The following is a 26,448-nucleotide window of genomic DNA, read 5'->3' as shown; positions in this document are numbered from 1 at the left end:
CCTAACTTTATTCGTCTTCCATATGTCACATTATGGATGGAACGAAACATTGTGACAAAATTATCCATTTTACACTTTTTATGTGTTTACTCCACTTATTTTTTTCCTATTCTGACTTTTCCGTAGACGTTTGACCTCTGATGTCTGGTGTGATAAGTTACATAAGATAATATTTTCAGAGAAACGAAGCAATTCTACTATTTGCAATGTTTCGTTAATTTAGAGAGGAGATTTTACAAGCATGAATGTTTTATGGGGAATTGGCGGCGTGCTTGGAGTTTTGGTAATTGCAGTTTTACTGTCTTCCAACCGCAAAGCTATTAAATGGCGCACAATTTTAATTGCGCTAGCTATTCAAATCACTTTCTCCTTCATCGTATTAAGATGGGATGCTGGAAAAGCTGGTTTAAAACATGCTGCCGACGGCGTACAAAGTCTTATTAATTTCTCATACGAAGGAATTAAATTCGTTGTAGGCGATCTAGCAAACCCGAAAGGTCCTTGGGGCTTCGTCTTTATTATTCAAGCATTACTTCCAATTGTATTTATTAGCGCACTCGTAGCCGTATTATATTATTTTGGTATCATGCAATGGTTTATTACGATTATTGGCGGCGGGTTAAGCAAACTTCTTGGAACTTCAAAAACAGAAAGCTTAAATGCTGTTACAACTGTTTTCTTAGGACAATCGGAAGCACCGATTTTAATTAAACCTTATCTAGATCGCGTAACAAATAGTGAATTCTTCGCTATTATGGTAAGTGGGATGACGTCTGTTGCTGGTTCCGTTCTTGTCGGTTATGCGGCAATGGGAATTCCACTTGAACACTTACTTGCAGCTGCGATTATGGCTGCACCTTCAAGTTTATTAATTGCAAAATTAATGATGCCTGAAACAGAAAAAGTAAATAACGATGTACAACTTTCTACAGAGCGTACAGATGCAAACGTTATTGATGCAGCAGCACGCGGTGCATCTGAAGGGATGCAGCTTGTTATTAACGTTGCAGCAATGCTTATGGCATTTATCGCATTAATCGCTGTATTAAATGGCCTACTAGGATGGGTCGGTTCTTGGTTCCACATCAAACTAAGTCTAGATTTAATTTTTGGTTACATTCTTTCTCCATTTGCTGTATTAATTGGCGTTCCACCACATGAAGCGATTCAAGCAGCTGGTTATATCGGACAAAAACTTGCTGTAAATGAATTCGTTGCATACGGAAACTTAGCTAAGCATATGGGGGATCTTTCCGAAAAAACAAACATTATCTTAGCATTTGCAATTTGCGGCTTCGCAAACTTCTCATCTATTGCAATTCAATTAGGTGTGACAGGTACACTTGCTCCTTCACGCCGCCAACAAATTGCACAATTGGGAATTAAAGCAGTAATTGCTGGTACATTAGCTAACTTCTTAAACGCTGCCGTAGCAGGCATGATGTTTTAATATATATAAATCCCTTTTAAGTTTTTCACTTAAGAGGGATTTTTTTTTATACAATTCCCCATTATCCCTCACTCATCATATAACAAGCTTTTCATCATAATGAAAAGTCGAACTTTACACTTCAGACATACAATGTGATTAAATCGCTTGACTCATCTTCCTTCTAATTACACATATTACAAACAACCTGTGATATTTACATTAGGGGGCGTTTACCATGAAAAGTACATCCCATAAAGTATTATTCGTATGGATTGTACAAGTTCTTTTTTATTTCGTTACAGTACAGATAATCGAATACAAATATGCCATTGTCTTTACAATTATGTATGTAGCTATTCATTTGTTATTCCTATTTATTCCCGATAAACAAGCTTTTGTACTCTTTATTATCGGAACCATTCTTTCTGTTTTCTATTTATTTAATGAAGCATGGTTATACTTATGGACCACAGCAGAACAACTCAGCTATATTATATTTCATTTTCTCGCAGCTTCTAACTTCTTCTTTATTTACATTTCAACTTATTTATTCAAACAAGTTATTCACGAAAATAAACGCTTAACAGAACAACTTACAAAATTAGAACAATATATAGCTGGTACAAAGTTATTAACAAGACAAGAGTTTGAAAACCGCGGCATATTACTTGAAGCTGCGATGAAGCGCCGAGATGAAACAGGAGTTATCATCTACTTTGACTTTTCATCTATCAGTAAATATACGCGCAGGAGCGTGATGGATCGCGTTGCCTCTCTTCTATTAGAAACTGTACGCAATAACTTTGATCTTGTGGGGAAATATAATAGCGAAATACTTGTCATTCTCTTGCAAAACACAAATGCAGCAGGAGCAGAGATTGTCATGAACCGATTACAAGAAAAGATGAAAGCGTGGCTGACCGACGATGCAATCAAACAAATTCACATGAAACAAGAACAAATTGGAAAACAGGAGTTCCCTCCACTATGATGGCGCTCATTCTCCTTATTTTATTTATTCTATTTTGTATACTTGTTTTTTGGATTAGCATCGTCTTTTCGATTAAATATGTTCTTATTTTTACAGCATTTTTATTTTCCGGTTTACTTGCTTATTATTCCTTCTTAACCATTGCCGGATTAGTTCATCGCAATCAGAAGAAAAAAAACCGCACACTTTCACACTATCCTAGCGTTGATATTTTAATTCCAGCCCATAATGAAGGTGTCGTAATAAAAGATACGTTAGAAGCAATGGCAAACATTGAATATCCAGGTAAACTAACGATTTACTTATTAAATGATAACTCACATGATGAAACAGGAGAAATTGGCGATAGCTTTGAACAAGCTTATACACATATTCGGCATATTCGTGTTCCGCCTGGAGAACCGAAAGGGAAATCACGCGTTCTAAACTACGGATTAAGCATTTCAGATAGTGAATACTTCTGCGTGTACGATGCAGATAACCAGCCGGAACCTCATGCCCTTCGCATGCTTGTGGAACATGCAGAAACAGTCGAAGATGCCGTTGGAGCAGTCGGGCATGTACGAACAGTGAATGAAACACGTAACTGGCTTACCCGCATGATTTCACTCGAGTTTCAAGTTTTCCAACTGCTTATGCAATCCGGGCGTTGGCTCTTATTCCGAACAGGCTCTTTAACGGGGACAAATATGCTTCTTCGGCGCTCTGTTTTAGAAGAGCTCGGCGGCTATGATCCTTATGCAATTGCAGAAGATGCCGAACTTACACTTCGAATTACACGTAAAGGTTATCTCTTACCGATTGTGCCTCAGTCTATTACATGGGAACAAGAGCCAGAACATTTGAAAGTACTGATCAAGCAGCGCACACGATGGCTACAAGGGAATTTATATATTTTAGAGAACATACTCTCTTCCCTTGATTTCTTCAAAGGAAAACTTCTTGTCCACTCCTTACAGCAAGTATTAGTCTATGCCGTCTTTTGGCTGTTTCTCATCATTTCAAACGTTTGGTTCATCATCGGTTTACTCGGTATCTTTCATATCCAATACACGATTCCGCTCTTGTTTATGTGGTATGTCGCATACGTGACATATACATCTCAACTATTCAGTGCACAAAGCGTCGAAAAAACATTCACACCCATAAACATATTTATAAGTGTCATTATGTATTTCACATATGCCCAGCTCTTCACATACTTATTTATTCGAAGCCTCATCCTATATTTACATGCAAAAAGCAAAAAACAAATCATCGGTTGGGACAAAACAGTGAGATTTAAAAAAGATAAATGAAAAAGCGTAAGCGGCTTGCTCAGAATCGCAAAAGCATGCCCAGCGACGATTCAAACGAATTTCTACTATTATAAAGAAAAAAAATAAGCGCAGAGCTGCCGTATGCTCTGCGCTTATTCTAGCCATAAACTTATATATCGAACTAATACCCCTTAGTTGAAAGTTACTTTACGCCCATCCCCCAACGAACGTAACACTTTCTATATATACGACAAAAGTGGATTCTACTTTTGTGAAACCAATTGCTTTTCTGGTTCCTTTGTAGTTTTTTCTATCTTTCGCTCTTCGTTCTCATGTACCGCTCTGTGCGTAGCACGCTTTAAACAAATATGCTTCCACTTTCGTTCGTAACGTTTCATTACTCTGGATGTCCTCCCTTAGTTGCCGTAAAACCTAAATTGAAATCGCTTACAGGAAATAATATAACACATTCAAGTAGAAGTGACAACACATTTTCGACATTTTTTTGTCAATATCACACAAAATAAAAAATCCCCTAACTAGATGGGTTCATTTTTCCCTCTTGTTTCATTAAAAGTAAAACTTCCTTCTGGGAGCGTTTTTTTCCCAGAAGGTTAATTGAACAAATCGGGCGCATGCCAACAGTTATCACCCACCTGTCTTCTGTAGAAAAGCGGAAGCGGCTTGCCCAGAATCGCAGGACGCCCGCGTACCCGACAGAGAGGCGCTTTTTCCTCGTCCGAGGGGGCGAAACGACCGGAGATTCTAGCCGCTAGAGCTGGACAACAAAGAAATGTGGAAGTGGCTCGTACAGAATGTGAGGGGGATGGAGCTTCTGACGTAGAGGTGTTTTTTACCTCGTAGGAAGAAGTGAAGCCACCGAACATTCTAGCCACTGGAACTGGACAATGCTTTCTCTGAATCTTGAGGTAGAGGTCTTGCTGTACACAAATAGGGGCTATAAGATACGTATTTCATTCATTGTGATATGTTACAGAGATGCAAAAGACCGAATTTGTTCTATGACACCCTCTTCTTTTTGTAACAATTATGTGGTGATTTTTCGTAAAATAGAGCTATAATTTGTGAAAAATATCTCAAATTTATTATGTTTTAATAACTATTTTGGAAATAAATTAATAAAATACTCCAAGAAAGTAATACTTTCATAACACTATCGTAATGATACTGAAATACGATTAACTCTCTTAACATATTTACTCCCCTCTCCTAAATCCTGCAACATGCAATAATATCCCTTAAAGCTCAATAAAAAAGCGGTTTTTTCATGTAGTTTTTTATATTACAAAGTATTAATGAAGTGTTACGAATGGTTTGTAATTGTGTGATTTCCCATTTCCTCTGAAAATCTGTTGCTATAATGAGGACACGAAAACAAAAGCATTGGAGGCTATTCATGAAAAAGTTACTTGGTATAGCAACAGCAGCAGTTTTTGGTCTTGGGATTTTCACTTCTTCTGCACAGGCAGAAACAGTTGTTACAGCTGACGTATTAAACGTACGAGAGAACCCAACTATGGAATCAAAAGTTGTAGGTAAAGTATTAAATGGTCATACATTAGATGTTAAAAATACAGAAAACGGTTGGCTAAAAGTGAACCTAAATGGCAAGGAAGCATTCGTAAGCTCCGAGTTTACGAAAAACATCTATTATGTAACAGCAAGCGTATTAAATGTACGTTCTGATACAAACACAAACTCAGAAATTCTGGGGACATTAAAGAAAGATGATGTCATTGAAACGACACATCAAGTTCAAAACGATTGGTTACAATTTGAATATAACGGAAAAACAGCTTATGTGAATGTTCCTTATTTAACAGGTACTGCACCTGTTGTGAAAGCACAAGAACAAGCACCTGCTCCTGCAAAAGCACAACCAGCACAAGCTCAAGCAACGCAGACTGCTACACAAACAAAAGCTGCACCTGCTAGCGGCCGTGAACTAACAGTTGAAGCAACTGCTTACACAGCTGATCCAAGCGAAAATGGCGGCACACATGGCGGCCATGTATTAACTGCAATGGGTCATGACCTAACAGCAAATCCAAACATGAAAATGGTTGCTGTTGATCCGAAAGTAATTCCACTTGGATCAAAGATCTGGGTAGAAGGATACGGAGAAGCAATTGCTGGTGATACTGGCGGTGCAATTAAAGGACACCGTATCGACGTCCTAGTCGGCTCTGATTCAGCTGCAAACAAATGGGGACGCAAATCTGTAAAAGTGAAAATTTTAGACTAACTGCTATTGCTATAAAAAAGACAAAGCCAGCTCTCATTAGTTGAGAGCTGGCTTTTATTTTCCTTATAATAGATCAGCGGGGGTATTATTGCCCGCAAATAGCGGGATAGAAGAAAAGGAGGCACTTGTATGAATATAAACGCAAAAGTTGACTGGATTGGCACGCCAACTCCGTATATATATAAAGACACTTTCACATACGATGCGACTGCAATTGATTTTTCATTAGAGCATGACGATAACCGTTATAGACTCATCGTATTACAACAAGGTGAGGACGTACAATATAAAATTATGCAATATGGCATCAAACCTGGCGGACAAAAGCCATTTCCAATTGATACTGGCCACCACTTCAAAAATAAAACCATTCCTTTAATCGAAAAAATTTTGCAAGATCCTTATGTACAAAGCGTACTACAACAAAGGACTACCTCGTAAAAGAGGTAGTCCTTCTTCGTTAATCTCTTGTTTCTGTTGGTCCTGATATTTGCTCACTCTTTAGCGTATTATTTGCTCCTATAGAGTGATAAAGTAATTTTCCTTCTGGTGTAACTGTAATAATATGCTCGTTACTAAAACTTTTAAATTTCACAGATCCATCACCATAATGAATATTATATTCTTCATAGGATGTTACTTTATATTGTGTCGAACTGATCCGTTCTACATTACGTACTTCAAATCGTAATAAATCTTCCTTAATGCCTTTTTTCTGAAGGTACGCTAGATAATCACGGTCTTCTTTATATGATTTTCCACTCTTATCATAGTCCCCTTCAATTAGACTAAAATCATTTAAAGCAATCGCGCGTACGTTATTATAAATATGAGTACGAACAAATTCTCCTACTTCAGACTCAGATGTTTGTTTTGGAAATGGCAAGTAATAGCTACTATTCTCTCCAATTTTCACACTCTCTGTCTTTGCTGTTCCCCAATCAAATTTCTTTTCTAAATGAATTTCTATTGTTTCATCTGTTGGTACAGGACCCAGCTTGTAACTACCTTTGTTTAATGTTCCACGTTTCTTCCCATTTACATATACCGTTGCGTCATTTTCATCAGATTCAATTGTTACATAATTCCCTTCAAGTGGCAATTCTACCTTTACTTTCCCATCCTTTTCACCAGCTAATTCAACTTCTTTTTCACTTTCCAATGTAGTAAGATCCGTTTTCGCTACCGCTTTTACACGATACACTCCTGGGAAGTATGGACCAACTTCTTTTTCTAACTTTTCATTTGTAACTTTCGCTGCTTTTTTATCATTCACATACACGTCTGTATCTTTCTTATTCGTTTGTACACGCATATAGTATGATTGTACTTGCAGCTTATACTTCGGATACAAGAGCCATTCCTTTCCATCTTCTACAACTTGAACGTCAGGAAATTCTGCTTTATCTTTCACTAATTCTTGATCAACCGTTTGCTTATTTAAATATGATACTAATTGTTGATAATAAGAAGGGTTCTCCTTCATATAACCTAAATATGACTTAATGTCATCTTGCGTTACTTTTACACTTGCATCGCTCATTTTTATAAAAGGTTCTAGTTCTTTTGCATCTTTTTTATCTAATGCCTGCAAGAACGCACGAACTTGCTTCTCTTTCGAAAACGTATAAGCACCAAACTGATATGCGCCAAACAAAAGAGCAACAATAACAGCACATACAACAACAAGTACTATATTCTTTTTCGATTTTTTTGGTTGCACTTCTTTCTCTAACTTTACTTGCTCTTGCACTTCTACTTTCGCCCCGCAATTTGAGCAAAATCGGAGTTGATCTGCTATCTTCTCTCCGCATTCTTTACAAAATTTCAAATTTCTTCCCCCTATTTCCCTTCAACTTTCACACCAACAAATGACGCTGCATAAGCCATAATAAAACTAAAAATGAGCAAGTAACCATTATGATTTTGAATAGAAATTAACGTCCCATTTACTGCAAAGAAATCTGACATTTTACCTATAATATCAATGTTTATATTCATATTTGCTAATATATTTATAACAGTCATCATTACTGCATAAGCTCCGCTCAATATAGCTAATGTTATATATACATTTTTTGATGGATTACCTGCTAATTTCCGCCCTGCTTGGAACATGAAAAAGAATGGAATTATCATGAATAATAAGCCCCAGCGCAATTCTTTATTCATATCATCCATCACTTTTACATCCCTCAAGTTTGCTCCATCTGCAATCGCTAATTCTTTTAAAGATGTCCCATTCACCGTTATACCAGTTGGATAAGAAATACGAATCGTTCCACTTTGCATACCGTATTCGCTTTTTAATTGTTTATCAAGAAGTGAGCTTTCAATCTCTACTGGAGCTAAATGTGCCATTCCCCATATTTGTGGTGCCACTTGCATTGAAACCAATAGTTTCTGTCCTGTTTTATAATCTTTCGCCGGTCCAAAGAAAGTTGGTTTACTAAATAAGGCAATTATGCAAAGTAAAACGACTGTCACAAGCAACCCTTTCATAGCGCCAGTCACACCGTAATAAATTGGAGCGCCAAATGGCATAGAACGGTCTGCATAATTAGACATATTTGAACGCCCTGCATAGACAACCATTCCGATAAAACTAAACAACGTTCCATAAGTAAACCCACATACAAAGCTAGCTCCATGTGAATAACTAAATTCCATCATATTTCGCTCGATTGCAAAAGTGTAGTTACCAAGAAAACTTACAATAAGTAAAAATAATCCATATATAAGACCCATTAGACATGCTGTAATCCATCTTTCGCGCATCGATGTAATCTGGGAATTCTTTTGTATCCACAGACCAGTCCCGCCAATAATAAGAAATGGAATACATACGAGCAAAAAGAATGGTGTATGCCATGATATAACTCCATATTCACCTGCAACATCTCTTAAAGAAATACCAAGTAAATGATAGTTTAAAATTGTCTGTGCTGTTCCTGTAAAGAAGTGAATGAAACTATCAGTATAGAAGAGCAAATCTGCATAACCTAAAGTACGTTTTAATTCTTCTTTTAACGCACTTTCTAACATAAAACTACCAATCCATCCTGCAAGTAACATACAAAGAATTACAACAGCACCGCCTAACACTCCATTTTTCAAAGTGCTTTGCTGCATAGGAGCAGCTACTACCGTTTGCTGTGGTTCTATTACTTTTGTAGTCCTCTCTACTTTCAATAAAGAAGAACCACACTTTCCGCAATACAAGGCAGAAACCGCGTTTTGTTCACCACATGAGCGACAATATGTAGAATCTTCTTTTTGAAGTACAACTTGCTTCGATAAAGAATCTGCCATCGCTCCGTCATGTACGCAATAGTTAGCTGCGCTCGATTGCTCCGTCCCACAAATTCGACAATACACGCTCATCACTCCTTATCTTGCTTCATCCCGCAAGCAGGACAAAACGTAGACTCTTTCGCAATATGCTCGCTGCATGATGAACATGGTATTGTTTCTACCACTTGCTCCTTAGCCATCATTTGATTAGGCTTTCCGCACTGACCACAAAACTTATCCGCGGATGTTAACACTCCGCCGCAGGCACATACAGCTTGCGCTCCTTGTTGCTGTTGCAAACCTCCTATTTTCTTACGTGCCTTATATATTGCAACATCAATTTGTTGAACTGGTGCAATAAGCTGTTGCAGCTCTTCTTCTTGTACACTGCCATTTCGCAATTGTACATATGTCCGTTGACCAAGATCTAATAATATCTCTGTCTTCTTTTGTAGCTGCTCGCCAATTTCCTTTTTTAATTGAGCAATTTCTTGTGCAATTTGCAGCTTCATTTTCCCTTGCTCAATTCCCTCTTGCAGCTTGTTCATTCCATTTCCTAATTTCGTCTGTAAATCTGACAAAATACAATCACTCCAATTCGCAAAAATAAATATTTGCATATAGTTAACATTTGATATTCTATCATAATCTTCAAATGTTTTTGATGTAAAACTTGATTTTTTCTATTTTTATACTCATTGTGTTTATAATGTATAAGAAGGAAATCTTTTGCGCGGAGGAACGTTATGCTGCAACATTCAATTACGAAAGATGAGATCATGGAAATCGCCAATGAATTTTTGAAAGGACTGGACCCACAGCAAGCATCTGATAAAGAACAAGTATCAAATGCGCTTCAGCTCTACCGTAGCGGCCTCGTGTATAACGTTGATTTTGATGGATACACATTATCGGGGACAGTCGAAACCGATGGGGATATTTATAGTGTAAACATTCCTATTCGCAACGTGTCGGACAGTTATTGCGATTGCTTTTCACCGACACAATGTAAACATATGCTCGCTGTATTACTCTATGCAGCCGCAAGCTTTGGGCAAGTGGGGGACATTCTAACTTTATTTAAAAATAAAAGTAAACCTACTCTCCCGCCTATTCGCACAGCACGGCAAATGTTGCAAACGACAGATTTTAAAGATACAGATGATAAAAGCTGGCTTGCTTATTTTGAATCCGAGTACGATACTTTCGCAAAAGAACATAAGCGCCTATCATACAAACAAATGTATTTTCTGATGAACATTTTTGCAGAGTTTTATGTGAAAATTGAACGAAAAGCACCGCGCATTGTTGCGGTTCACGAACTATTTAAACTTAATGCAGCGCTCTTTTCTTTCCAAAAGCTGCTTGAGGAAATACAAGTATTTGAAGAGGATAAACTCTATTCCTATCATCAACCCATCAATATTGTAAGGCTCTTTGTTGATAAAATCGAAAGCATTGTACGGGATTTGAAAACTGAACCGCTCCCAGATGCGCTTAAGCCGCTTTTGCATAGCACAGCGGAAATGTTACATACCATTTTCTTTTCGTCCCCTTCCTATACACAGGAGCGATTCTTTATTTATCGTCACATATGGGGAGAGCTGTTCGCAGAACAAGATAGAATACAAGAGGAACAAAAGCGGATTGATACAAAAATTCATCCCTTATCAAAAACACTTGCATCCGCTCACCTTCTCTTTCTACAACAAAAAGATGCAGAAGCAATGGATGTACTAAGAACACAGCCGCCGCAAGTTGTTGGACTTTACTTCGACTGGCTTGAAGATTTATTAAGTTCCATGCAATGGGAACGGGCAGAACAGTGGCTATCATTCACTTATAAGCGAGTAAAAGAAACGATAACTACCGAACACGATTCATACTTTGTGAAAGATGTTGTCCGTTTATTTATGATGATGTATGAAACATATGCCACGCATACGAACGAACAGGCTGGCTATGAAATGATTCTTCAAGAATTATTGCCGTATAGTCTCGTAAGCTACGAGCAATATGTGCTTGCTAAAAAGCAGTATCACACATGGACAGAGCTTCATTTACTATATGGATTTGAAGCAATTGAATTGTTAAAAGAACCGTTAAAAGAAATTGAAAAAGAAGCGCCAGAAGCTGCTCTTCCGCTCTATCATTACGCTGCAATGCAAGCCATTGAAGAGAAGAATCGAAAATCATATCGCAAAGCGATTCGCTACTTAAAAAAATTGAGAACACTTTACAAAAGACTCAAAAGAACAGACGAATGGGATTACTTCATTATAATGATCGCCTCCTCTCACTCAAGGCTACGGGCATTGCAAGAAGAACTGCGGAAAGGAAAGTTGATCCATGACGACACAAATTGACATTACCATTCGGCTCGAACGAATGAAAGAAAACTGGTTTCTTTGGGCAGAGGATGAAACAGGAAGCAGCTTGCCTCTAAGCAGTTGGAAACAACATGCATTCACATGGCACTCCACTTCTTTCTACGGAACATTTTTGCAAGAAGGAACATATGAACAGCGAAGCGGTATCATTTTGAGCGCTGCCCAGGCATTTGAATATATCGCCAAAAGGCCGGTAAATTCATTTACGAAGCTGCAAACTAGCGCAAGCGTTACCGAACTCACACCATTTGCTCAGCAGGCTTGGGAGGCTTATACAACAGGAAACTTCCTTCCAGACATAAAACATTGGGGGCAATATCCATCCTGGAAGACCGCTCATGGAGAAGAAATGGATGAAACGGTGCAAAAGCTGTTTTCGGAAGCAATTAATGAAACACTTCGGCACCATACTCGTTCTGGCGATGCATGGGAGGATGCCAAGCGCCTGTATGAGCATTATGACTTTACGAAACGACAACTTGAAACGGCTATTCATGAAAACGATTGGCTGCGTAAAATTGGCTATATTGAGGATGATCTACCATTTGCAATTGGGATCCGATTACAAGAACCAGAGAATGATTTTGAAATGTGGAAGCTTGAAACGATACTAACACCAAAACGCGGGACGCAGCGAATATCCGTATATACAGGCACCAATTCGCTGCCAAAAAGGTGGATAAACCATGAAGAACGTATTATCGAAACGCAAGAAGGTTTCGGTAAACTCGTACCTTGGCTAATGGAAGAAGATGTATTTCGGAGTGAGCTATACGAAACGGAAGCATGGCGCTTTTTAACAGAAGCCAGCAATGAGTTATTGGCAGCTGGCGTTGATATTTTACTGCCATCATGGTGGCAAAACTTAAAAGCAAATAAACCAAAGCTGCGTATCCAAGTGAAACATAATGCGAATACAGGTCAGGCATTCTTTGGAATGAATACGCTCGTAGATTTTGACTGGCGCATTTCCACAAATGGCATCAATCTATCAGAGGCCGAGTTTTTTACGCTTATTGAACAAAACAGACGTCTTATTCATATAAACGGGCAATGGATGAGACTTGATCCAGCATTTATCGAAGAAGTGAAGAAGCTGATGAAGAAAGCAGACAAGTACGGCCTTGAAATGAAAGATGTCGTGCAGCAGCGGCTACTTCGAAGTGCAGACACAGAAGTAATCGAAGAAGAAAACCCATTTGCAGATATGGAATTTGAATTCGATGATTATTACGACAAACTGTTTGAAAGGTTGCTGCATATCGGAGAGATTCCCTCTACCAATGTGCCGGCTTCCTTACAAGCAACATTAAGACCATACCAGCAGCAAGGTGTCGAGTGGCTCCTCTACTTACGAGAACTCGGATTCGGTGCGTTGCTAGCCGATGATATGGGGCTCGGCAAAAGTATCCAAACCATTACCTACTTACTATACACAAAAGAAAACAACCTAAAAACAGGCCCTGCGCTTATTGTGGCACCTACATCAGTCCTTGGTAACTGGCAAAAAGAATTCGAGCGCTTTGCACCGAGCTTACAAGTGAAGCTCCATTACGGCGGCAACCGGGCAAAAGGAGAAGACTTGCCTGCTTTCCTGCAAGATGCCGATGTGATTCTTACATCCTATGCGCTTGCACAGCTTGATGAAGAAGAACTAAACACACAGCTATGGGATGCGATTATTCTCGACGAAGCGCAAAATATAAAAAACCCGCACACAAAACAATCGCGTGCGGTTCGGAATTTACGAGCAAATCATAAAATCGCGTTAACAGGAACACCGATGGAAAACCGTTTATCAGAGCTATGGTCTATTTTTGATTTTCTAAACCACGGCTATCTTGGCAGCTTGCCGCAGTTTCAGCGCCGCTTCGTGACACCAATTGAAAAAGATCGCGATGAGATGAAGATTCAGCAAGTGCAACGTTTAATTGCACCATTCTTACTGCGCCGCACGAAGCAAGATAAGGCAGTTGCCTTGAACTTACCGGATAAACAGGAGCAAAAAGCATACTGCCCGTTAACGGCAGAGCAAGCATCACTCTATGAACAACTCGTTCAAGATACATTAAAGAACGTAGAAGGATTAACCGGTATTGAGCGCCGCGGGTTTATTTTGCTCATGTTAAATAAACTCAAACAAATTTGTAATCATCCGGCTCTCTATTTAAAAGAAGACACGCCAGCAAACTTAATTGAGCGTTCTATGAAAACAGAAACATTATTACAACTCGTGGAAAACATACGCGACCAGCATGAAAGCTGTTTAATTTTCACGCAATATATTCGAATGGGAAATATGCTACAAACATTGTTACAAGAACATTTTGGAGAACGCGTCATCTTCTTAAACGGCAGTGTACCAAAGAAAGAACGCGATAAAATGATTGAGCAGTTCCAAAACGGGCAACACGGCATTTTCCTTCTTTCTTTAAAAGCAGGAGGAACGGGTCTGAACTTAACCGCAGCCAACCATGTTATTCATTATGACCGCTGGTGGAACCCTGCCGTTGAAAACCAAGCAACAGACCGTGCTTATCGAATCGGTCAAAAGCGGTTTGTTCATGTGCATAAGCTCATTACAACAGGAACACTTGAGGAAAAAATTGATGAAATGCTAGAGCGGAAACAATCGCTTAATAATGCAATCATTACAAGCGAAAATTGGATTACAGAGCTATCAACAGACGAACTGAAAGAACTATTGGGAATATAAGTAGTCGTGTCGCCTGTTGCCGAAGCGCGGATATATAAAAAAAGGAGCTATTTCAGCTCCTTTTTCTTTTCAAGAACAGACTGCTTATTGCAATCCCCGTGAAACCACCGCACGTATCTAATACAGAATCCTGCCACATCGGTGTACGGTCACCTGTAAAGTATTGATGAATTTCATCCATGCTCGCATAGGAAGCGACGAGAAGCAGCGCCAACAAGAAAGCTTGCTTTCGCTTGAAACCACACTGCAATAAAGCAATATACGACAGCGCACCAAGAATACCAAACACAGTAAAATGAGCACCTTTACGAATAAAAAATTCGATAAAACCGCCTACCCCTTTGTCGGCAATGCTAACAGGTGTACCGCCTCCATAATCAATAGATACCCATGAAAAATGTTCTTTTACAAAATCTACATTCACATGTTTTGTGATATCCGAACGCATATCTTGCTTCTTATACGGCTGAGAAGAAGAATAAAAAATAACTCCCATCCATAATAAAACGGGAATCCAGAATAACCACTTACGATTCATATTTGAAACTCCTTGTCCTATTTGTCCCGCTATTCGCGGACAGTAAGACCTCCACTGATGGAAGTTTCACTTTATTTTAAGCGTACCAAAAAATAGAAAAAAATTCACGCCAAAAATGTGACCTTACCTCCTATATATAAGACGAAAAGGAGGTGATAAACATGGCGATTCAAACAATTGTATCTGATATGAGCTTACGCCTCGTCCTAAACGGCGGCACAGACAAAAACGGTAAAGCCATCATGAAAAACAAACAATTTAAAAATGTAAAAACAAATGCAGACTTAAACAAGGTGCACGAAGTCGCAGCTGCAATTGCATCTTTACAGCAGCATAAGCTTGATGCAGTTCAGCTTGTCAGCACAACTGACGTATCCAACCAATAAAGTGAAACTTCCTTCTGAGAGCGTTTTTTCCCCGGAAGGTTGTTAGTTAAACCAATCGGGCTTTTACGGGCAGTTTGCTTCCCCGCTCATCTCCAGCTTTTACTGCCCGCAAATAGCCGGATAACAAAAGGAGGTTATAACAGATGGAAGTACTAGAACTCATTTTCTTAAAAGAAGACGGTAAAACGGTAACCTTTTCTATTGAGAATCCACTTACACCTGTAAACGAGCAAACCGTAAATAGTGTCATGGATACAATTGTATCCTCTAATATCTTCCTCACGCTCGACCAATCTGCTCGTAAAAAAGGAGCAAGGCTTGTCGAAAAGACTATTTCTGAAGTAAAGATCAACGCATAGTTAAAAAGAAAGAGGAGTTACCGCTGAACTGCGGACTCCTCTTTCTTTTTTGGCATTTCAATGGGTATAAAGATATGGGAAATACCAATTGAAACGTATTTATAGTTTTCTTTCCCTAGCGTAAATTCTGTTGTATATGTCGAAAAGAAAATGTAGTCATTACGCTTCGTATAATGATCGATGAGTAAACCAACTTGCGGCTCTACATATTTCTTCGCAAGTTTCTTCCCAAGTGTAGCTAGCTCACCAAAAAGCCCTTCTCCGTTTTCTTTCTCTACTTCCGTCAATTTCTTATGAATATCATTGCGCGTCATAAGCTGCTTCGCTGCCCAGTCCGTATATTCTCCTTTATTCGGATTACTATTAGCTAAATATACGAGAAGCACTAGAGCCAAAGCGAGAAACACATATTTCCATTTCATATCTCTTCACCGCCTATCTCTTCTATTTTCATTTATATGAGATTTCATTGCAAATTAGACAACCTGAATGCTAGAAAGTGAGACTTCCATCAGCGAGAGGCTTACTGTCCACAAATAGCGGGATAAAGAAATTTACAATCCAATATTTAACATAAATTTACAAATATTTTAATTAATCTTTATATTTTAGTTTTATAATTGGAAATGCAATCCATTATAACGATATATGAGGAGGCATTCACATTGGAATTAGTTGATCGGTATGAAATTTCAGCACATACAATGGCACTGGAACCATATGCTCATCCATTTTATCAGACAAAAATTTTGGACACACAAGGAAACTTCTTCTCGGCAAAAACACCACTACAGCTCATTCAAGAAAGTTGTCTTATGAGAAACTACTCTACTTATGAAGGAAAACGATTAGCCATTCGAAACTGTTGTCGGTTTAAGCAGAACATTCCAATCCCTATCGATCATCAGCACTATATTTGTGCTATTCCTACAAGATCACCTTCATCTTGGTCATGCTCCTGGTTATTCTACGCTCATATTGAAAAACTTGAACGTCATGAGCTTCAGCAAACAAACGTCTATTTTCGTAACGGCACGACACAAACGTTCCCGATCAGTTTCCGCCAAATGGAACTTCAATGGATAAAAGCTGGTCATATTTTAGCGAAGCTCAACCTTCTAGATAAAATGAAATTTTTATCAGTAGAAACTTTCTCCCCTCTCCATTGATGGTAATGAGTATATCTTACTGCCCACGAGTAGCGGGATAAACACGATGACAAAAATCAGGACATATACCAAAAGGAGACAACCTCATATGTTGCCTCCTTTTTATTTTATTCTTTTGCCGCATGCGCTCGTATTTTTTTCAGCGCTTGCCGATATATCCAGCGTGCTTGATGATAAGTCATGCCCAGCTCAGTTGCAATCTCATGCATCTTCTTTCCTCCGTAGAAATGTTCCACCAAAACAAATCTTTCTTTCGCCCCTAGCATACTCATATATTCAAGCACTTCCGTTTGCTTCTCTTCACCGCCTATATTTTCTAATATATTGTGCTCCGTGCAAGTTTCCCGGTCTTGAAAACGGCGCTCCTTCTTTAACCGTTCTAGCAAATAACCACGCACTGTTACAAGCGCATATGCTGGAAAACTTCCCTTCTCTTCATCATATTTGTCATACGCCCGCCAAAGCGCAATAAGCCCGCATTGGTAATACTCTTCATAATCTCGGTAAATACAAAGCTTCTTCATTTGATTTCTAATCATCTTCTCATACAATGCTACTGCCTCTGTAAAGGTAACTGGCTTCATGTTCAGCCCATTTCTAAAAGGCATGCCTCTTTGTTATTCCGCGGTACCTTTACCTTATAAGAAAATGGTATAACCTTCACCGCACTGCATTTCATGATAGGAAAATAGAATTTCAAATTTACCTACGTAGTATTTGAAATTCTGCTTAGATAAATTTGAAATTCATAGTAATTTTATCTTCGGCACCAATATACGACAAAAAAACGGCTCTAGATGAGCCGTTTCCGCTAATATTACTTATTTACTTCATCGTTGGAACTAAACCGCCAAGCGCTCCAAATCCCAATGATAGAATAAAGAAAATAATAACAAGAATCGTAGCTTGTTTCTTGCTTAAACCAGCTGTAATCTGTAATCCTAAGCCTGTTACAACCAATCCCCAAATCGTGAAGACTTCAAATGATTTTGCAATGCCGTGCACAACACCGCCGGCAGAAGAAAATATTGGTCCTAAACCTGTATACATTTCTTTACCCGTTCCACCAAGCACCAAAGCTAAAATATAATTTACAAGTAAACCCAGCAATGTAATAAAGCTTGTATACACAACAATTGTTAATAATTTCTTATAAGATGTATCATTGCCCATAAACATCATCAATACTTTATACACGGCTGCACTAATAAAGAATCCAATTATCATACCAATTAAGCCAAAAACAAATCCCATACCTAAACTTACAGCTAGTGGCGGAGCCGCAGCACCGAGCTTTGCATTCGTTTCAATTCCCTCTGGAGTTAGAGAATAAATATACACACCAAGTACAGCAACAATCCCAGCTAATACAGCTAATAGCCAAAATGCACCCCAAACCGCATTGCTGTGCTTCATTTTTTCAAACTGCAGTGCTGGTGATGTAATGATTCCAAATAATGATGGCTTCTCGCCGCTTACCTTTTGCGTATTTATATTTGGTTCCATAAAAAAACCTCCTTTATTTTCATACCCGTTCTAACGGGTGGGTAATCCCTACTTTTATCCCGCATTAACGGGCAGTGAGACCCCCACTCTAAGATTGAGAACAGCGATGAAGATAGGCGGGGGATAACTGCTGGCATGCGCCCGATTGGTGAGAGCTTTCCATCAGTGGGAGATAAAGCCCCCCACTGACGGAAGTTTCACTTTATAAATAGGAATTAACCACCCACCAGAACTGGGGGTTATAAAGAAATATCCAAGAGTCTTCTGTTATTCATAACGCAGCGCTTCGATTGGATCGAGTTTTGCTGCTTTGTTTGCCGGAATTAATCCGAAAATAATACCGAGCGTCATCGAGAATAGAACGCCGCCAAGCACGACTTCCCATGACACAAGCGGCGGCCATTTCGCAAAGCTAGAAACGATATAAGCGCCTCCATATCCAAGTCCAATTCCAATCAAACCGCCAAGAAGTGTTAACATCACAGCCTCGATTAAGAATTGAAGCAAGATTTTCCCGCGCGTTGCACCGAGCGCTTTACGAACACCAATTTCACGCGTACGCTCTGTAACAGATACGAGCATAATATTCATAACGCCAATACCGCCAACGACTAATGAAATACCAGCAATACCACCGATAATCATTGTCATGATACTTGTTACTTTCGAGATGCTTTCTTTCATTTTCTCAATATCGACAACTTCATACTTCCCTGGAATATCATCTGATTTTCGGTCATTTAAAACGCCAGCAGCTTTTTTTCCTACCGCTTCCATTTGATCAACATTTTTTACTTGTACTGCGATATTTTGAATTTCACTTTTCCCATATAGTGTTGGCCAAAGCGAAATCGGAATTAATATTTCCGACGGTCCCATGCCCATAAAGCTATTATCTGATTTATACACCCCGATAATTTGCAAGGGCTGGCCTTTTACCTCGATAATTTTCCCAACAGGATTTTCTTTCGGATAGAACGTATCCTTTGCTTTCGTACTAATCATCACAACGTTATTACCACGTTCAACATCTGATTCATTTAAAGAGCGGCCTTCAGTCAATTTGATTTTATTCACCGCAAAATATTCACTATCAAGTCCAATAATACTAGTCATGTCCTTTTTATCATTAATATCAAGTGGTTCCATACCCGTATTCGTCGTAACAACATGACTAATCTCTGGCACTTCTTTCAGTGCAAGAATATCTTCATCTTTTAATTCTGGACGTTGGCCAATCCCCATCGAATATGGATTATCGATATCCGCTTGAAACTGAAGTGGAATCACATTATTACCTATACCCGCAAATTGCGACTTCAGCATCGCTTCCCCGCCTTGCCCAATCGCAACGACAGTAATAATAGAACCAACACCGATAATAATCCCAAGCATCGTCAGTGCCGAGCGTAACTTATGAGCTAGAATAGAAGAAAGTGCAATTTTTATACTATCTAGTAAACTCATACGGCACACCTTCTATCTTCTGTAATTCTTCCGTCTCTAAGCACAATGCGGCGGGATGAATACGCTGCTACTTCCTCTTCATGCGTAACCATTACAATCGTGGTACCTTCTTTGTTTAGCTGGGTGAAAATATTCATAACTTGTTCACCCGATTTTGTATCAAGCGCACCTGTTGGTTCATCGGCCATAATAAATGTTGGACTATTGGCAATCGCACGTGCAATTGCCACGCGCTGCTTTTGCCCGCCTGACAATTCATTTGGCAAGTGATGCACGCGATCTGCTAATCCAACCTTTCCTAATGCCTCTAATGCTCTTTCGCGGCGCTCTGCTTTCTTCACACCGCCATATATAAGAGGCAGCTCCACATTTTCTACCGCCGAAAGACGAGGTAATAAATTAAAATGCTGAAACACAAAGCCGATATATTCATTTCGAATGAGTGCCAACTTTGACTCATCTGCTGTTAAAATATTCACGTCATTCAGGATATATTCGCCTTCTGTTGGACGATCGAGACAACCGATAATATTCATAAGCGTCGATTTCCCCGATCCAGACGGACCCATAATAGAAACGAACTCACCGCTATCAATCTTCAAGCCAATATCATGTAAAATGGGTACAGCTAAGCTCCCCTGATAATACGTTTTAGAAATATTGTTTAAAGTAATCATTTTTTCTTCACTTCCATTCCGTCAAACACTTTATCGGAAGGATTTTCAACCACCTTTTGTCCTACTGTTACGCCTTCAAGCACTTCCACCCAATCTCCGTCACTTGAACCTTTCTTCACCATTTGCTTGCGAAGCTTTCCTTTATCTTCTACATACACAAATGCATCATCTTTTTCCGCTACGATACTTTTACTAGGAACTGCAACCATTTTCTTATTCTCTAAATTTACTTGCAGTGATACATGATATCCTGGTGATAATCCATCTTGTGTATCGAGCGTTGCTTTATATGTATAATAAGACATATTTTGTCCTGCTTCTCCGCCTGCCATAGCTTGTGCATTGACGTCAGCACTTGTTGGATATTCGCTTACTTCAATAATTTTTCCAGTCCACTTTTTCTTTGGCGCTGCTTTTGCTGTCACTGTAATAGTTTGATCTTTTTGAATTTGTGATTTTTGCAGTTCAGTTAATGTTCCTTGGACTTGGAACGGATCTTTAGAGGCGATTTGTAAAAATGGCTTTCCTTGGCCACCCATTGCTTGCGTGGAACCTTGCGTTGCATCTTTATCAAGCTTTTGTACAACACCAGCAAAATTACTGTAAATCGTAAGTTCACCTTGTTTTTTCTTCAGCTCTTCCATGTGGAGGCTTCCTTTTTCTTTTTCAAGGTCTGCTGTTTTTTGCGTCATTTCAAGTTCACTTAATTGCGATTCTAACGGCTCAAGTACTGCTTTCCCTGCTCCGCTATCCTTCGCTTTTTTAATATCTTGTTTCAATGAATCTATTTTTTTCTTTCCTTGATCAGAGCGCATAGAAGCCATTTTTTGATCAATTTCTGCTTGTTGCATTTGCAGGTTAATTTCTTCATTATCGTAAGAGAACAACTTGTCCCCTTTTTTCACTTCTTGCCCTTCTTTTACAGCAATATCTTTTACTTTTCCTTTTGTCATATCAGCATAGAAACTTTCAATATTCCCTGGTTTCACTTGACCAGAAACTAATTTTGTATTATTCAGCTGACGTTCTGATACTTGTGCAAACTTAATATCTGATGCACTGCCTTTTTTCTTACTCTGTATAATGAAAATATTTGCAGCAGCAACGATTACAATAAGGGCAATAACTCCTATCACAATCCACTTTTTCTTTTTATTCGGGGTATGAACGGTGGTATCTGGTAACATATCTCTTCTCCTTTAATTTAATTTATTTATATAATAAAATTATATAAATTTTTCCAAAAACTATCAACAGACATCTGACGTTTTGCAAATTTCTATTACATAGTTTGACATTTCCATTATAATTGTAACAAATACTTTAATTTTTTGAAATTTTTATTTTACCATATTTTTGCACAAGATAAACCTTCCATCAAAGTTTCTTACATTCCCTCTCTTATTTTCTTAAACAAACGTTTGATTAATGACAAAATAACACAAAAATCTGCAATTTCTTCTTTCTGTTGCACAAGAATTTGCATTTGCGTTACACTTCTTATAGATATAAACTAGATTTTTGTCGAAACATATATAGAGAGAGCTTTCGGATAATGGAGGGACATAGGTTGAATACAGTTGAAAAAGATCCGCTGAAACAAGCGCAAGGTCTTATGCTTGAGATGATGGTCGCACTTCACGGTATTTGCGAAGCACATCAAATTCCGTACTGGCTGACAGACGGCACACTGCTTGGATCAGCAAGACATAAAGGATTTATCCCGTGGGACGATGATGCAGATATTGCTATGCTGCGCGAAGACTATGAGCGCTTTGTGAACGTTGTTGCCGCAAACCTGCCTGAGCCGTTCAAAGTAGAAACCGTAGAAGAAAACACGCAAGGAAAACATAACTGGCTGAAACTTATTTATTTAGATGGATTTGAATGGATTGATTGGGACGGTGTAAAGCGAAAAGGTCTTTCCATTGATATTTTCCCGTTTGATTACGTACATGAAACGAGTAAAGTTCAAAAATTTGTTCATCGCTTAGCGCGACTTGAATATCCAATGAAAATAAACGGCGTCAAAGACTTCATTTGCCGCACAATTAACAACATGCAAGTTCAAAAAATATATGCGAAATTCACCAAGAAATCCAACATCGTCACATACGGCGTAGAAACTCCATTCTTTGGCTGGGCCTATTTCGAGGTGGATAAAATCTTTCCGCTTCAAAAAGGAATCTTTGAAGAAAAATGGTTCCAAGTACCAAGCGATACGCATCAATACTTAACACTGTTGTATGGTGATTATATGAAGCCGCCAGCAGAAAGCGAGCGCCGCATTCATATGGGGAACCTGCAATTTACAGAAGAAAATACAAAATAAGCCGATTTCTCCTTGTGAGAAACCGGCTTTTCTTTCCTATACTATACTAAACAAGCAATCGCTTCTTCTACTTTCTCTAAATCCTGCACAGAATCAATTTCAAAGCTGTCATTGCTGCCAATTTTGTATAAGTGAACATTTAAGCTTTGAATATTATCTTTCACGATATTATCCCAGTACAGCTCGCTGAAATCGCCGTGCGCAACTACTTCTTCTAATTTCTTCACAATATATGCGCCGTCTTCTTCTGACCAATAGGAAATACCACATAAGATGTAGTCATTATCACCATCGCCAATTTCAATGTCATATACTTTGCGATCTTTATCGTGCTTAATAATCCATTCATTATGGAATTCACTCTTCTTCGCACTAAAGTACAAGGATGACTCTGGGTTTTCAATAAAGATATTGCGATGTAAATACACATCTGCATCCATCACATATGCATCTGCTAAATAGTCACGTACTAAGTACATTGTATAAATATTATTGTACACATCGTACTTATCATTATGCACAAGCTTGACGTTATATTTCTCCACAAGATAATCGAACTTCTCTGCTAAATAACCTGTTACAACAATAATCTCTTCTACGCCTTTTTCTTGTAAATACTCAATTTGTCTCTCTAGCATTGGTTTTCCGTTCACCTCTACTAGCGACTTTGGCGTTGTTAATGTTAATGGGCGCAGGCGCGTCCCCATGCCAGCAGCTAAAAGAATCGCTCTCATGCTGTTTCACCTCTATATTTCTTTGATTTCATAAATTCATCTGGATTTGCTACCGTTAAGATTGATCCGATCAAAATCGCTACGCAGCAAATAATAAGCTTCCACGAAAACGGTGATCCAAGCGCTACCATTGAAATGACAACTGCCCAGGCAGAATACGTAATATTCAGCGCCATCGCTCTTGTTGGACCAATTTCATGAATCGCTTTGTAATAGAACACGTATGATGCTGTTCCGACTAATGCAATGAACAGAATTAAAATAAACTCTGCACTCATGATGACTCCCTTTGTTAAGAAATGACCGCCAAATGCCGGTAAAATTACAAGACCGTACGTCGTTGCTGACACAAGCTGACGAATTTGCAGCGCTTCTTCTGGTGATACTTCTTCATCTTTCATACCGTATGCACAAATGACACACTCAAGGCCCCAGCCAACGGTACAAATTAATGCAAAGATAAATCCTAGCATATAATTGTCTGACGTAAAGCCATCACCAGTAAACCCAAGAATAATAATAAATACGATACTAATTAACAATCCAAACCAGTTCGATAAACGAAGGCGATCCTTCAAGAAAATAAACGCTAAAAATGCACCAATAGCTGGATAGATAGCCGAGATCGCTGCCGTATAGGAAGCACCAATATATTTAACAGCTAATACATAAAACGTCATCCCAATCGGTCCGCCCATAAGTGCGCCAAGTATAACGAAGCGGCCGCTTCTCGTTTTCAATTTCGAAAGGGCTGTCTTCAATTGTCCTTTCATCGCCATATACAGCATCATCCAAAGACTGGACATAAAATCATGTAAAAACGTACTTACCAGCGGCGCAAGAAAAATCACTTGCTCCGTTGCCATCATCAATTGTGATGATAACACAATTCCAATTAAAACTGTATCTAAAGCCCAAGCGAACCCAGAAAACAATCCATAAAATGCGCCTTTACTTCGCTTTATCCCCATGATGTTCCCCCTCCATTATGCTCCATAAAAGATTTGTATATGTTTCTTCGCACGGTTATAGCGGTCGATACCATACGTACCGAAATCGCTGCCCTTCGCTTCTTTAATATTCGTCCAAATGCTCCATAAGAAATCTTGGAAGATTTTATTCATTAAAATACGCGTCTTATGCTCTTCTTCTACATTTCCATTAAAATAGTAATCTAAAAATAACTCTTCCTCTTCTGGTGAGAAATCGCACTCTAAACTATGCGCTGCTAAATCCCACATTGGATCGTTCATACCGCCGTATTCCCAGTCAATTAAATAAATCTTCTCTTCCCCGCTCTTCACGAAGTTCTCAGGAACCGTATCATTATGACAAGCTGTCAATGTAACATTCATCTCTTCATACATCGCTTTTAGCTTCATCACAGCGCGCTTTACTTCTTCATAATCATCGAAATTACGACCATTTACTTTCTGTAATAAACCTTCATAATGTGCCATCTTCTCAAATACATTGAATGTATTGTGCATCACAGCACCAGATGTATGTAGCTGTTTTAGCACAGCCGCTGTTAACTGCATATTATCACTGCGCTTCGCTGTTTTCGGATTTAACGTTTCCGCATTCGGAATTAACTCCGCTACTTTTACGCCTGTTTCTTCATTAAAGTAAAGAAGCGCCGCATCGATGCCAAGTTCACTTGCTACATTCGAGTTCACCATCTCATCATGGCGACTAATCATCTCTTCCGTGCCGCTTCCTGGAATACGAAGTACATACTCCTTCTCCAATGCCCGCACTTTAAAGTTTGTATTTGTCATCCCGCCAAACGGCTGAATATCCGACACCTCTTCTGGTGAAATTTGAAGCGCTTCTGCAACGTGACGTTTAATTTGTTTCTCCTTAAACTCCGCTTCCTTTCGCTTCAACTGATGGTACACCTTATTTTGCACATGTTCATATTGCTCATTCGTATCAATTTCTGCCCACACAACACTTTGCAGCTTCACATATCCGATATCATACGTTCTCGCAACATCAAGAAGTAAATACTCATAGTTCACATACGAGTTTTTATTATGACGAAATGTCTCTAACATCTTCGCGAACACATCATAAGAAATTTTCGAAACACCAATCATCTCGCCATCAATACGGTTTAACTGATGAATATCCTTTGAAATCTTATACAAATGTCCGTTCTGAATCTCAACAAACGCCTCATCACCAGAGCCGCTTTCACTTGTAATTAATACGCAATCACGTTCTGGGTATTGCAGCACTTGTGAAATCGCGCGCTCTTCAATAACAATATCATCTTCAATTAATAAGAAATCATCTGTAATCAATTCACTCACACAAGCAAGCGATGCCATCGATCCCGTCCACTTATACTTATGGTTCTCTGTGAAATGCACACCACTATGATTCACCCAGTTCTCAAATGCTTCTGGCTGATACCCTGTCACAATAACAACCTTTTCAATTCCGTTATTTTGCAGTACATCCAAATGACGATCAAGAAGGATTTGCTCCCCAACCTCTAACAAACAAGATGGTTTACCAATTTCTTTTCGATTCCCAGCTGCCAAAATAACCGCTTGCGTCACTTTCTTATGACCTTGCTGCTGATGCATGCGAATCTTCTTTCCTTGAAACGCTGCAAGCTCCTTCTGTAAAAGCGCAATCCCTTTCTCATGCAAATAATAGCTCATACGCTTACCAGACTTCTTGCTATAAATCATCTCTTTTTCCGTTAAATCATTCATAATATAATTCACTTTACCAACCGAAATATGACAACGCTCCGCGATCTTCTTCTGACTCATCTGCGGCTCTTTATTAATAATCTCTAATATATTTAACACATGTTGCATACCGATAGCCTCCAACATTAAAAATGCGTTCAATTTTTGAATACATTAATTATATTATCACCGATGGGATACTATGTAAATCTTTTGTAAAGGAA

The 26,448-nt window shown here is 38.8% G+C and carries 25 protein-coding genes; 11 read left to right on the top strand and 14 right to left on the bottom strand.

Annotation, left to right across the window (positions count from 1 at the left end):
* Positions 1 to 241: 241 nt before the first annotated feature.
* The 3 genes from AB1279_RS01500 to AB1279_RS01490 all read left to right on the top strand — a co-directional run bounded on the left by AB1279_RS01500 (position 242) and on the right by AB1279_RS01490 (position 3,721).
* Complete coding sequence (locus AB1279_RS01500) at positions 242 to 1,450, top strand: NupC/NupG family nucleoside CNT transporter (protein ID WP_429753077.1); 1,209 nt, start codon at positions 242 to 244, stop codon at positions 1,448 to 1,450.
* 217 nt (positions 1,451 to 1,667) lie between these two features.
* Positions 1,668 to 2,423, top strand: a complete 756-nt coding sequence (locus tag AB1279_RS01495; RefSeq protein WP_429757600.1) for a GGDEF domain-containing protein — start codon at positions 1,668 to 1,670, stop codon at positions 2,421 to 2,423.
* Positions 2,420 to 3,721 (top strand): glycosyltransferase family 2 protein, encoded by a 1,302-nt coding sequence (locus tag AB1279_RS01490; RefSeq protein WP_429757599.1) that lies wholly within the window; start codon positions 2,420 to 2,422, stop codon positions 3,719 to 3,721. The genes AB1279_RS01495 and AB1279_RS01490 overlap by 4 nt, the downstream gene beginning before the upstream one ends.
* A 224-nt stretch (positions 3,722 to 3,945) precedes the next feature.
* Here AB1279_RS01490 and AB1279_RS01485 read toward each other — a convergent pair whose 3' ends face one another.
* The gene (locus tag AB1279_RS01485) at positions 3,946 to 4,080 is read right to left on the bottom strand and encodes a hypothetical protein (RefSeq protein ID WP_429753074.1); all 135 of its coding nucleotides are present in this window, start codon (positions 4,078 to 4,080) and stop codon (positions 3,946 to 3,948) included.
* A gap of 1,019 nt (positions 4,081 to 5,099) precedes the next feature.
* On the opposite strand from AB1279_RS01485, the gene AB1279_RS01480 reads away from it, so the two are divergent.
* Both AB1279_RS01480 and AB1279_RS01475 read left to right on the top strand, forming a co-directional pair.
* Positions 5,100 to 5,948 carry an SH3 domain-containing protein gene (locus tag AB1279_RS01480; protein WP_429757598.1) on the top strand — a complete coding sequence of 283 codons (849 nt, stop codon included), beginning with the start codon at positions 5,100 to 5,102 and terminating at the stop codon, positions 5,946 to 5,948.
* Positions 5,949 to 6,077: 129 nt separating this feature from the next.
* The gene (locus AB1279_RS01475) at positions 6,078 to 6,389 is read left to right on the top strand and encodes a DUF3910 family protein (RefSeq protein WP_429757597.1); all 312 of its coding nucleotides are present in this window, start codon (positions 6,078 to 6,080) and stop codon (positions 6,387 to 6,389) included.
* Positions 6,390 to 6,408: 19 nt separating this feature from the next.
* Here AB1279_RS01475 and AB1279_RS01470 read toward each other — a convergent pair whose 3' ends face one another.
* From AB1279_RS01470 to AB1279_RS01460, 3 genes are read right to left on the bottom strand one after another with little or no spacing between them, the layout of a single operon-like run.
* Positions 6,409 to 7,779: a zinc ribbon domain-containing protein gene (locus AB1279_RS01470; protein WP_429757596.1), complete on the bottom strand. Its 1,371-nt coding sequence runs from the start codon at positions 7,777 to 7,779 to the stop codon at positions 6,409 to 6,411.
* An 11-nt stretch (positions 7,780 to 7,790) separates the two neighbouring features.
* Positions 7,791 to 9,326 (bottom strand): zinc ribbon domain-containing protein, encoded by a 1,536-nt coding sequence (locus AB1279_RS01465; RefSeq protein ID WP_429757595.1) that lies wholly within the window; start codon positions 9,324 to 9,326, stop codon positions 7,791 to 7,793.
* Between the two features lie 5 nt (positions 9,327 to 9,331).
* Positions 9,332 to 9,823 (bottom strand): zinc ribbon domain-containing protein, encoded by a 492-nt coding sequence (locus AB1279_RS01460; RefSeq protein WP_429757594.1) that lies wholly within the window; start codon positions 9,821 to 9,823, stop codon positions 9,332 to 9,334.
* Positions 9,824 to 9,988: 165 nt separating this feature from the next.
* On the opposite strand from AB1279_RS01460, the gene AB1279_RS01455 reads away from it, so the two are divergent.
* Complete coding sequence (locus tag AB1279_RS01455) at positions 9,989 to 11,608, top strand: SWIM zinc finger family protein (protein WP_429757593.1); 1,620 nt, start codon at positions 9,989 to 9,991, stop codon at positions 11,606 to 11,608.
* Positions 11,592 to 14,348, top strand: coding sequence for a DEAD/DEAH box helicase (locus AB1279_RS01450; protein WP_429757592.1), 2,757 nt, complete (start codon positions 11,592 to 11,594; stop codon positions 14,346 to 14,348). Before AB1279_RS01455 ends, AB1279_RS01450 begins: the two co-directional genes overlap by 17 nt.
* 52 nt (positions 14,349 to 14,400) lie before the next feature.
* Here the strand turns inward: AB1279_RS01450 and AB1279_RS01445 are convergent, their stop codons facing one another.
* Positions 14,401 to 14,886, bottom strand: coding sequence for a VanZ family protein (locus AB1279_RS01445; protein WP_429757591.1), 486 nt, complete (start codon positions 14,884 to 14,886; stop codon positions 14,401 to 14,403).
* Between the two features lie 161 nt (positions 14,887 to 15,047).
* On the opposite strand from AB1279_RS01445, the gene AB1279_RS01440 reads away from it, so the two are divergent.
* Both AB1279_RS01440 and AB1279_RS01435 read left to right on the top strand, forming a co-directional pair.
* The gene (locus AB1279_RS01440; protein ID WP_336482235.1) at positions 15,048 to 15,272 is read left to right on the top strand and encodes a DUF1659 domain-containing protein; all 225 of its coding nucleotides are present in this window, start codon (positions 15,048 to 15,050) and stop codon (positions 15,270 to 15,272) included.
* Positions 15,273 to 15,415: 143 nt separating this feature from the next.
* Positions 15,416 to 15,631 carry a DUF2922 domain-containing protein gene (locus AB1279_RS01435; protein WP_429757590.1) on the top strand — a complete coding sequence of 72 codons (216 nt, stop codon included), beginning with the start codon at positions 15,416 to 15,418 and terminating at the stop codon, positions 15,629 to 15,631.
* A gap of 17 nt (positions 15,632 to 15,648) precedes the next feature.
* Here AB1279_RS01435 and AB1279_RS01430 read toward each other — a convergent pair whose 3' ends face one another.
* Entirely contained in the window at positions 15,649 to 16,053 is a 405-nt protein-coding gene (locus tag AB1279_RS01430) for a DUF4359 domain-containing protein (protein ID WP_429757589.1), read from the bottom strand.
* A gap of 243 nt (positions 16,054 to 16,296) precedes the next feature.
* Between AB1279_RS01430 and AB1279_RS01425 the strand changes: the two genes are divergently transcribed.
* Positions 16,297 to 16,800, top strand: coding sequence for a competence protein ComK (locus AB1279_RS01425; RefSeq protein WP_429757588.1), 504 nt, complete (start codon positions 16,297 to 16,299; stop codon positions 16,798 to 16,800).
* 107 nt (positions 16,801 to 16,907) lie between these two features.
* Here the strand turns inward: AB1279_RS01425 and AB1279_RS01420 are convergent, their stop codons facing one another.
* From AB1279_RS01420 to AB1279_RS01400, 5 genes are all read right to left on the bottom strand, one after another.
* On the bottom strand, positions 16,908 to 17,384 hold the full coding sequence (locus tag AB1279_RS01420) for a sigma-70 family RNA polymerase sigma factor (protein ID WP_429753065.1): 477 nt from the start codon (positions 17,382 to 17,384) through the stop codon (positions 16,908 to 16,910).
* A gap of 241 nt (positions 17,385 to 17,625) precedes the next feature.
* Positions 17,626 to 18,306: a Yip1 family protein gene (locus tag AB1279_RS01415; RefSeq protein ID WP_429757587.1), complete on the bottom strand. Its 681-nt coding sequence runs from the start codon at positions 18,304 to 18,306 to the stop codon at positions 17,626 to 17,628.
* 267 nt (positions 18,307 to 18,573) lie between these two features.
* Positions 18,574 to 19,773, bottom strand: coding sequence for an ABC transporter permease (locus AB1279_RS01410; RefSeq protein ID WP_429757586.1), 1,200 nt, complete (start codon positions 19,771 to 19,773; stop codon positions 18,574 to 18,576).
* Positions 19,770 to 20,450, bottom strand: a complete 681-nt coding sequence (locus tag AB1279_RS01405; protein WP_429753059.1) for an ABC transporter ATP-binding protein — start codon at positions 20,448 to 20,450, stop codon at positions 19,770 to 19,772. The genes AB1279_RS01410 and AB1279_RS01405 overlap by 4 nt, the downstream gene beginning before the upstream one ends.
* Positions 20,447 to 21,637, bottom strand: a complete 1,191-nt coding sequence (locus AB1279_RS01400) for an efflux RND transporter periplasmic adaptor subunit (protein WP_429757585.1) — start codon at positions 21,635 to 21,637, stop codon at positions 20,447 to 20,449. The genes AB1279_RS01405 and AB1279_RS01400 overlap by 4 nt, the downstream gene beginning before the upstream one ends.
* Positions 21,638 to 22,020: 383 nt before the next feature.
* On the opposite strand from AB1279_RS01400, the gene AB1279_RS01395 reads away from it, so the two are divergent.
* On the top strand, positions 22,021 to 22,782 hold the full coding sequence (locus tag AB1279_RS01395) for a LicD family protein (RefSeq protein ID WP_429757584.1): 762 nt from the start codon (positions 22,021 to 22,023) through the stop codon (positions 22,780 to 22,782).
* Positions 22,783 to 22,823: 41 nt separating this feature from the next.
* On the opposite strand, the gene AB1279_RS01390 is transcribed toward AB1279_RS01395, so the two are convergent.
* Genes AB1279_RS01390 through AB1279_RS01380 form a run of 3 tightly spaced genes read right to left on the bottom strand, consistent with a single transcriptional unit; the run spans position 22,824 to position 26,353 of the window.
* Positions 22,824 to 23,516 (bottom strand): sugar phosphate nucleotidyltransferase, encoded by a 693-nt coding sequence (locus tag AB1279_RS01390; RefSeq protein WP_429753056.1) that lies wholly within the window; start codon positions 23,514 to 23,516, stop codon positions 22,824 to 22,826.
* Positions 23,513 to 24,487: a DMT family transporter gene (locus AB1279_RS01385; RefSeq protein WP_429757583.1), complete on the bottom strand. Its 975-nt coding sequence runs from the start codon at positions 24,485 to 24,487 to the stop codon at positions 23,513 to 23,515. The genes AB1279_RS01390 and AB1279_RS01385 overlap by 4 nt, the downstream gene beginning before the upstream one ends.
* A gap of 15 nt (positions 24,488 to 24,502) precedes the next feature.
* Entirely contained in the window at positions 24,503 to 26,353 is a 1,851-nt protein-coding gene (locus AB1279_RS01380; protein WP_429757582.1) for an NTP transferase domain-containing protein, read from the bottom strand.
* Between the last annotated feature and the right edge of the window lie 95 nt (positions 26,354 to 26,448).

Source organism: Bacillus sp. S14(2024) (assembly GCF_050473785.1).
Taxonomy (GTDB): Bacteria; Bacillota; Bacilli; order Bacillales; family Bacillaceae_G; genus Bacillus_A; species Bacillus_A yunxiaonensis.
This window is presented reverse-complemented; position numbering and strand designations above follow the sequence as displayed.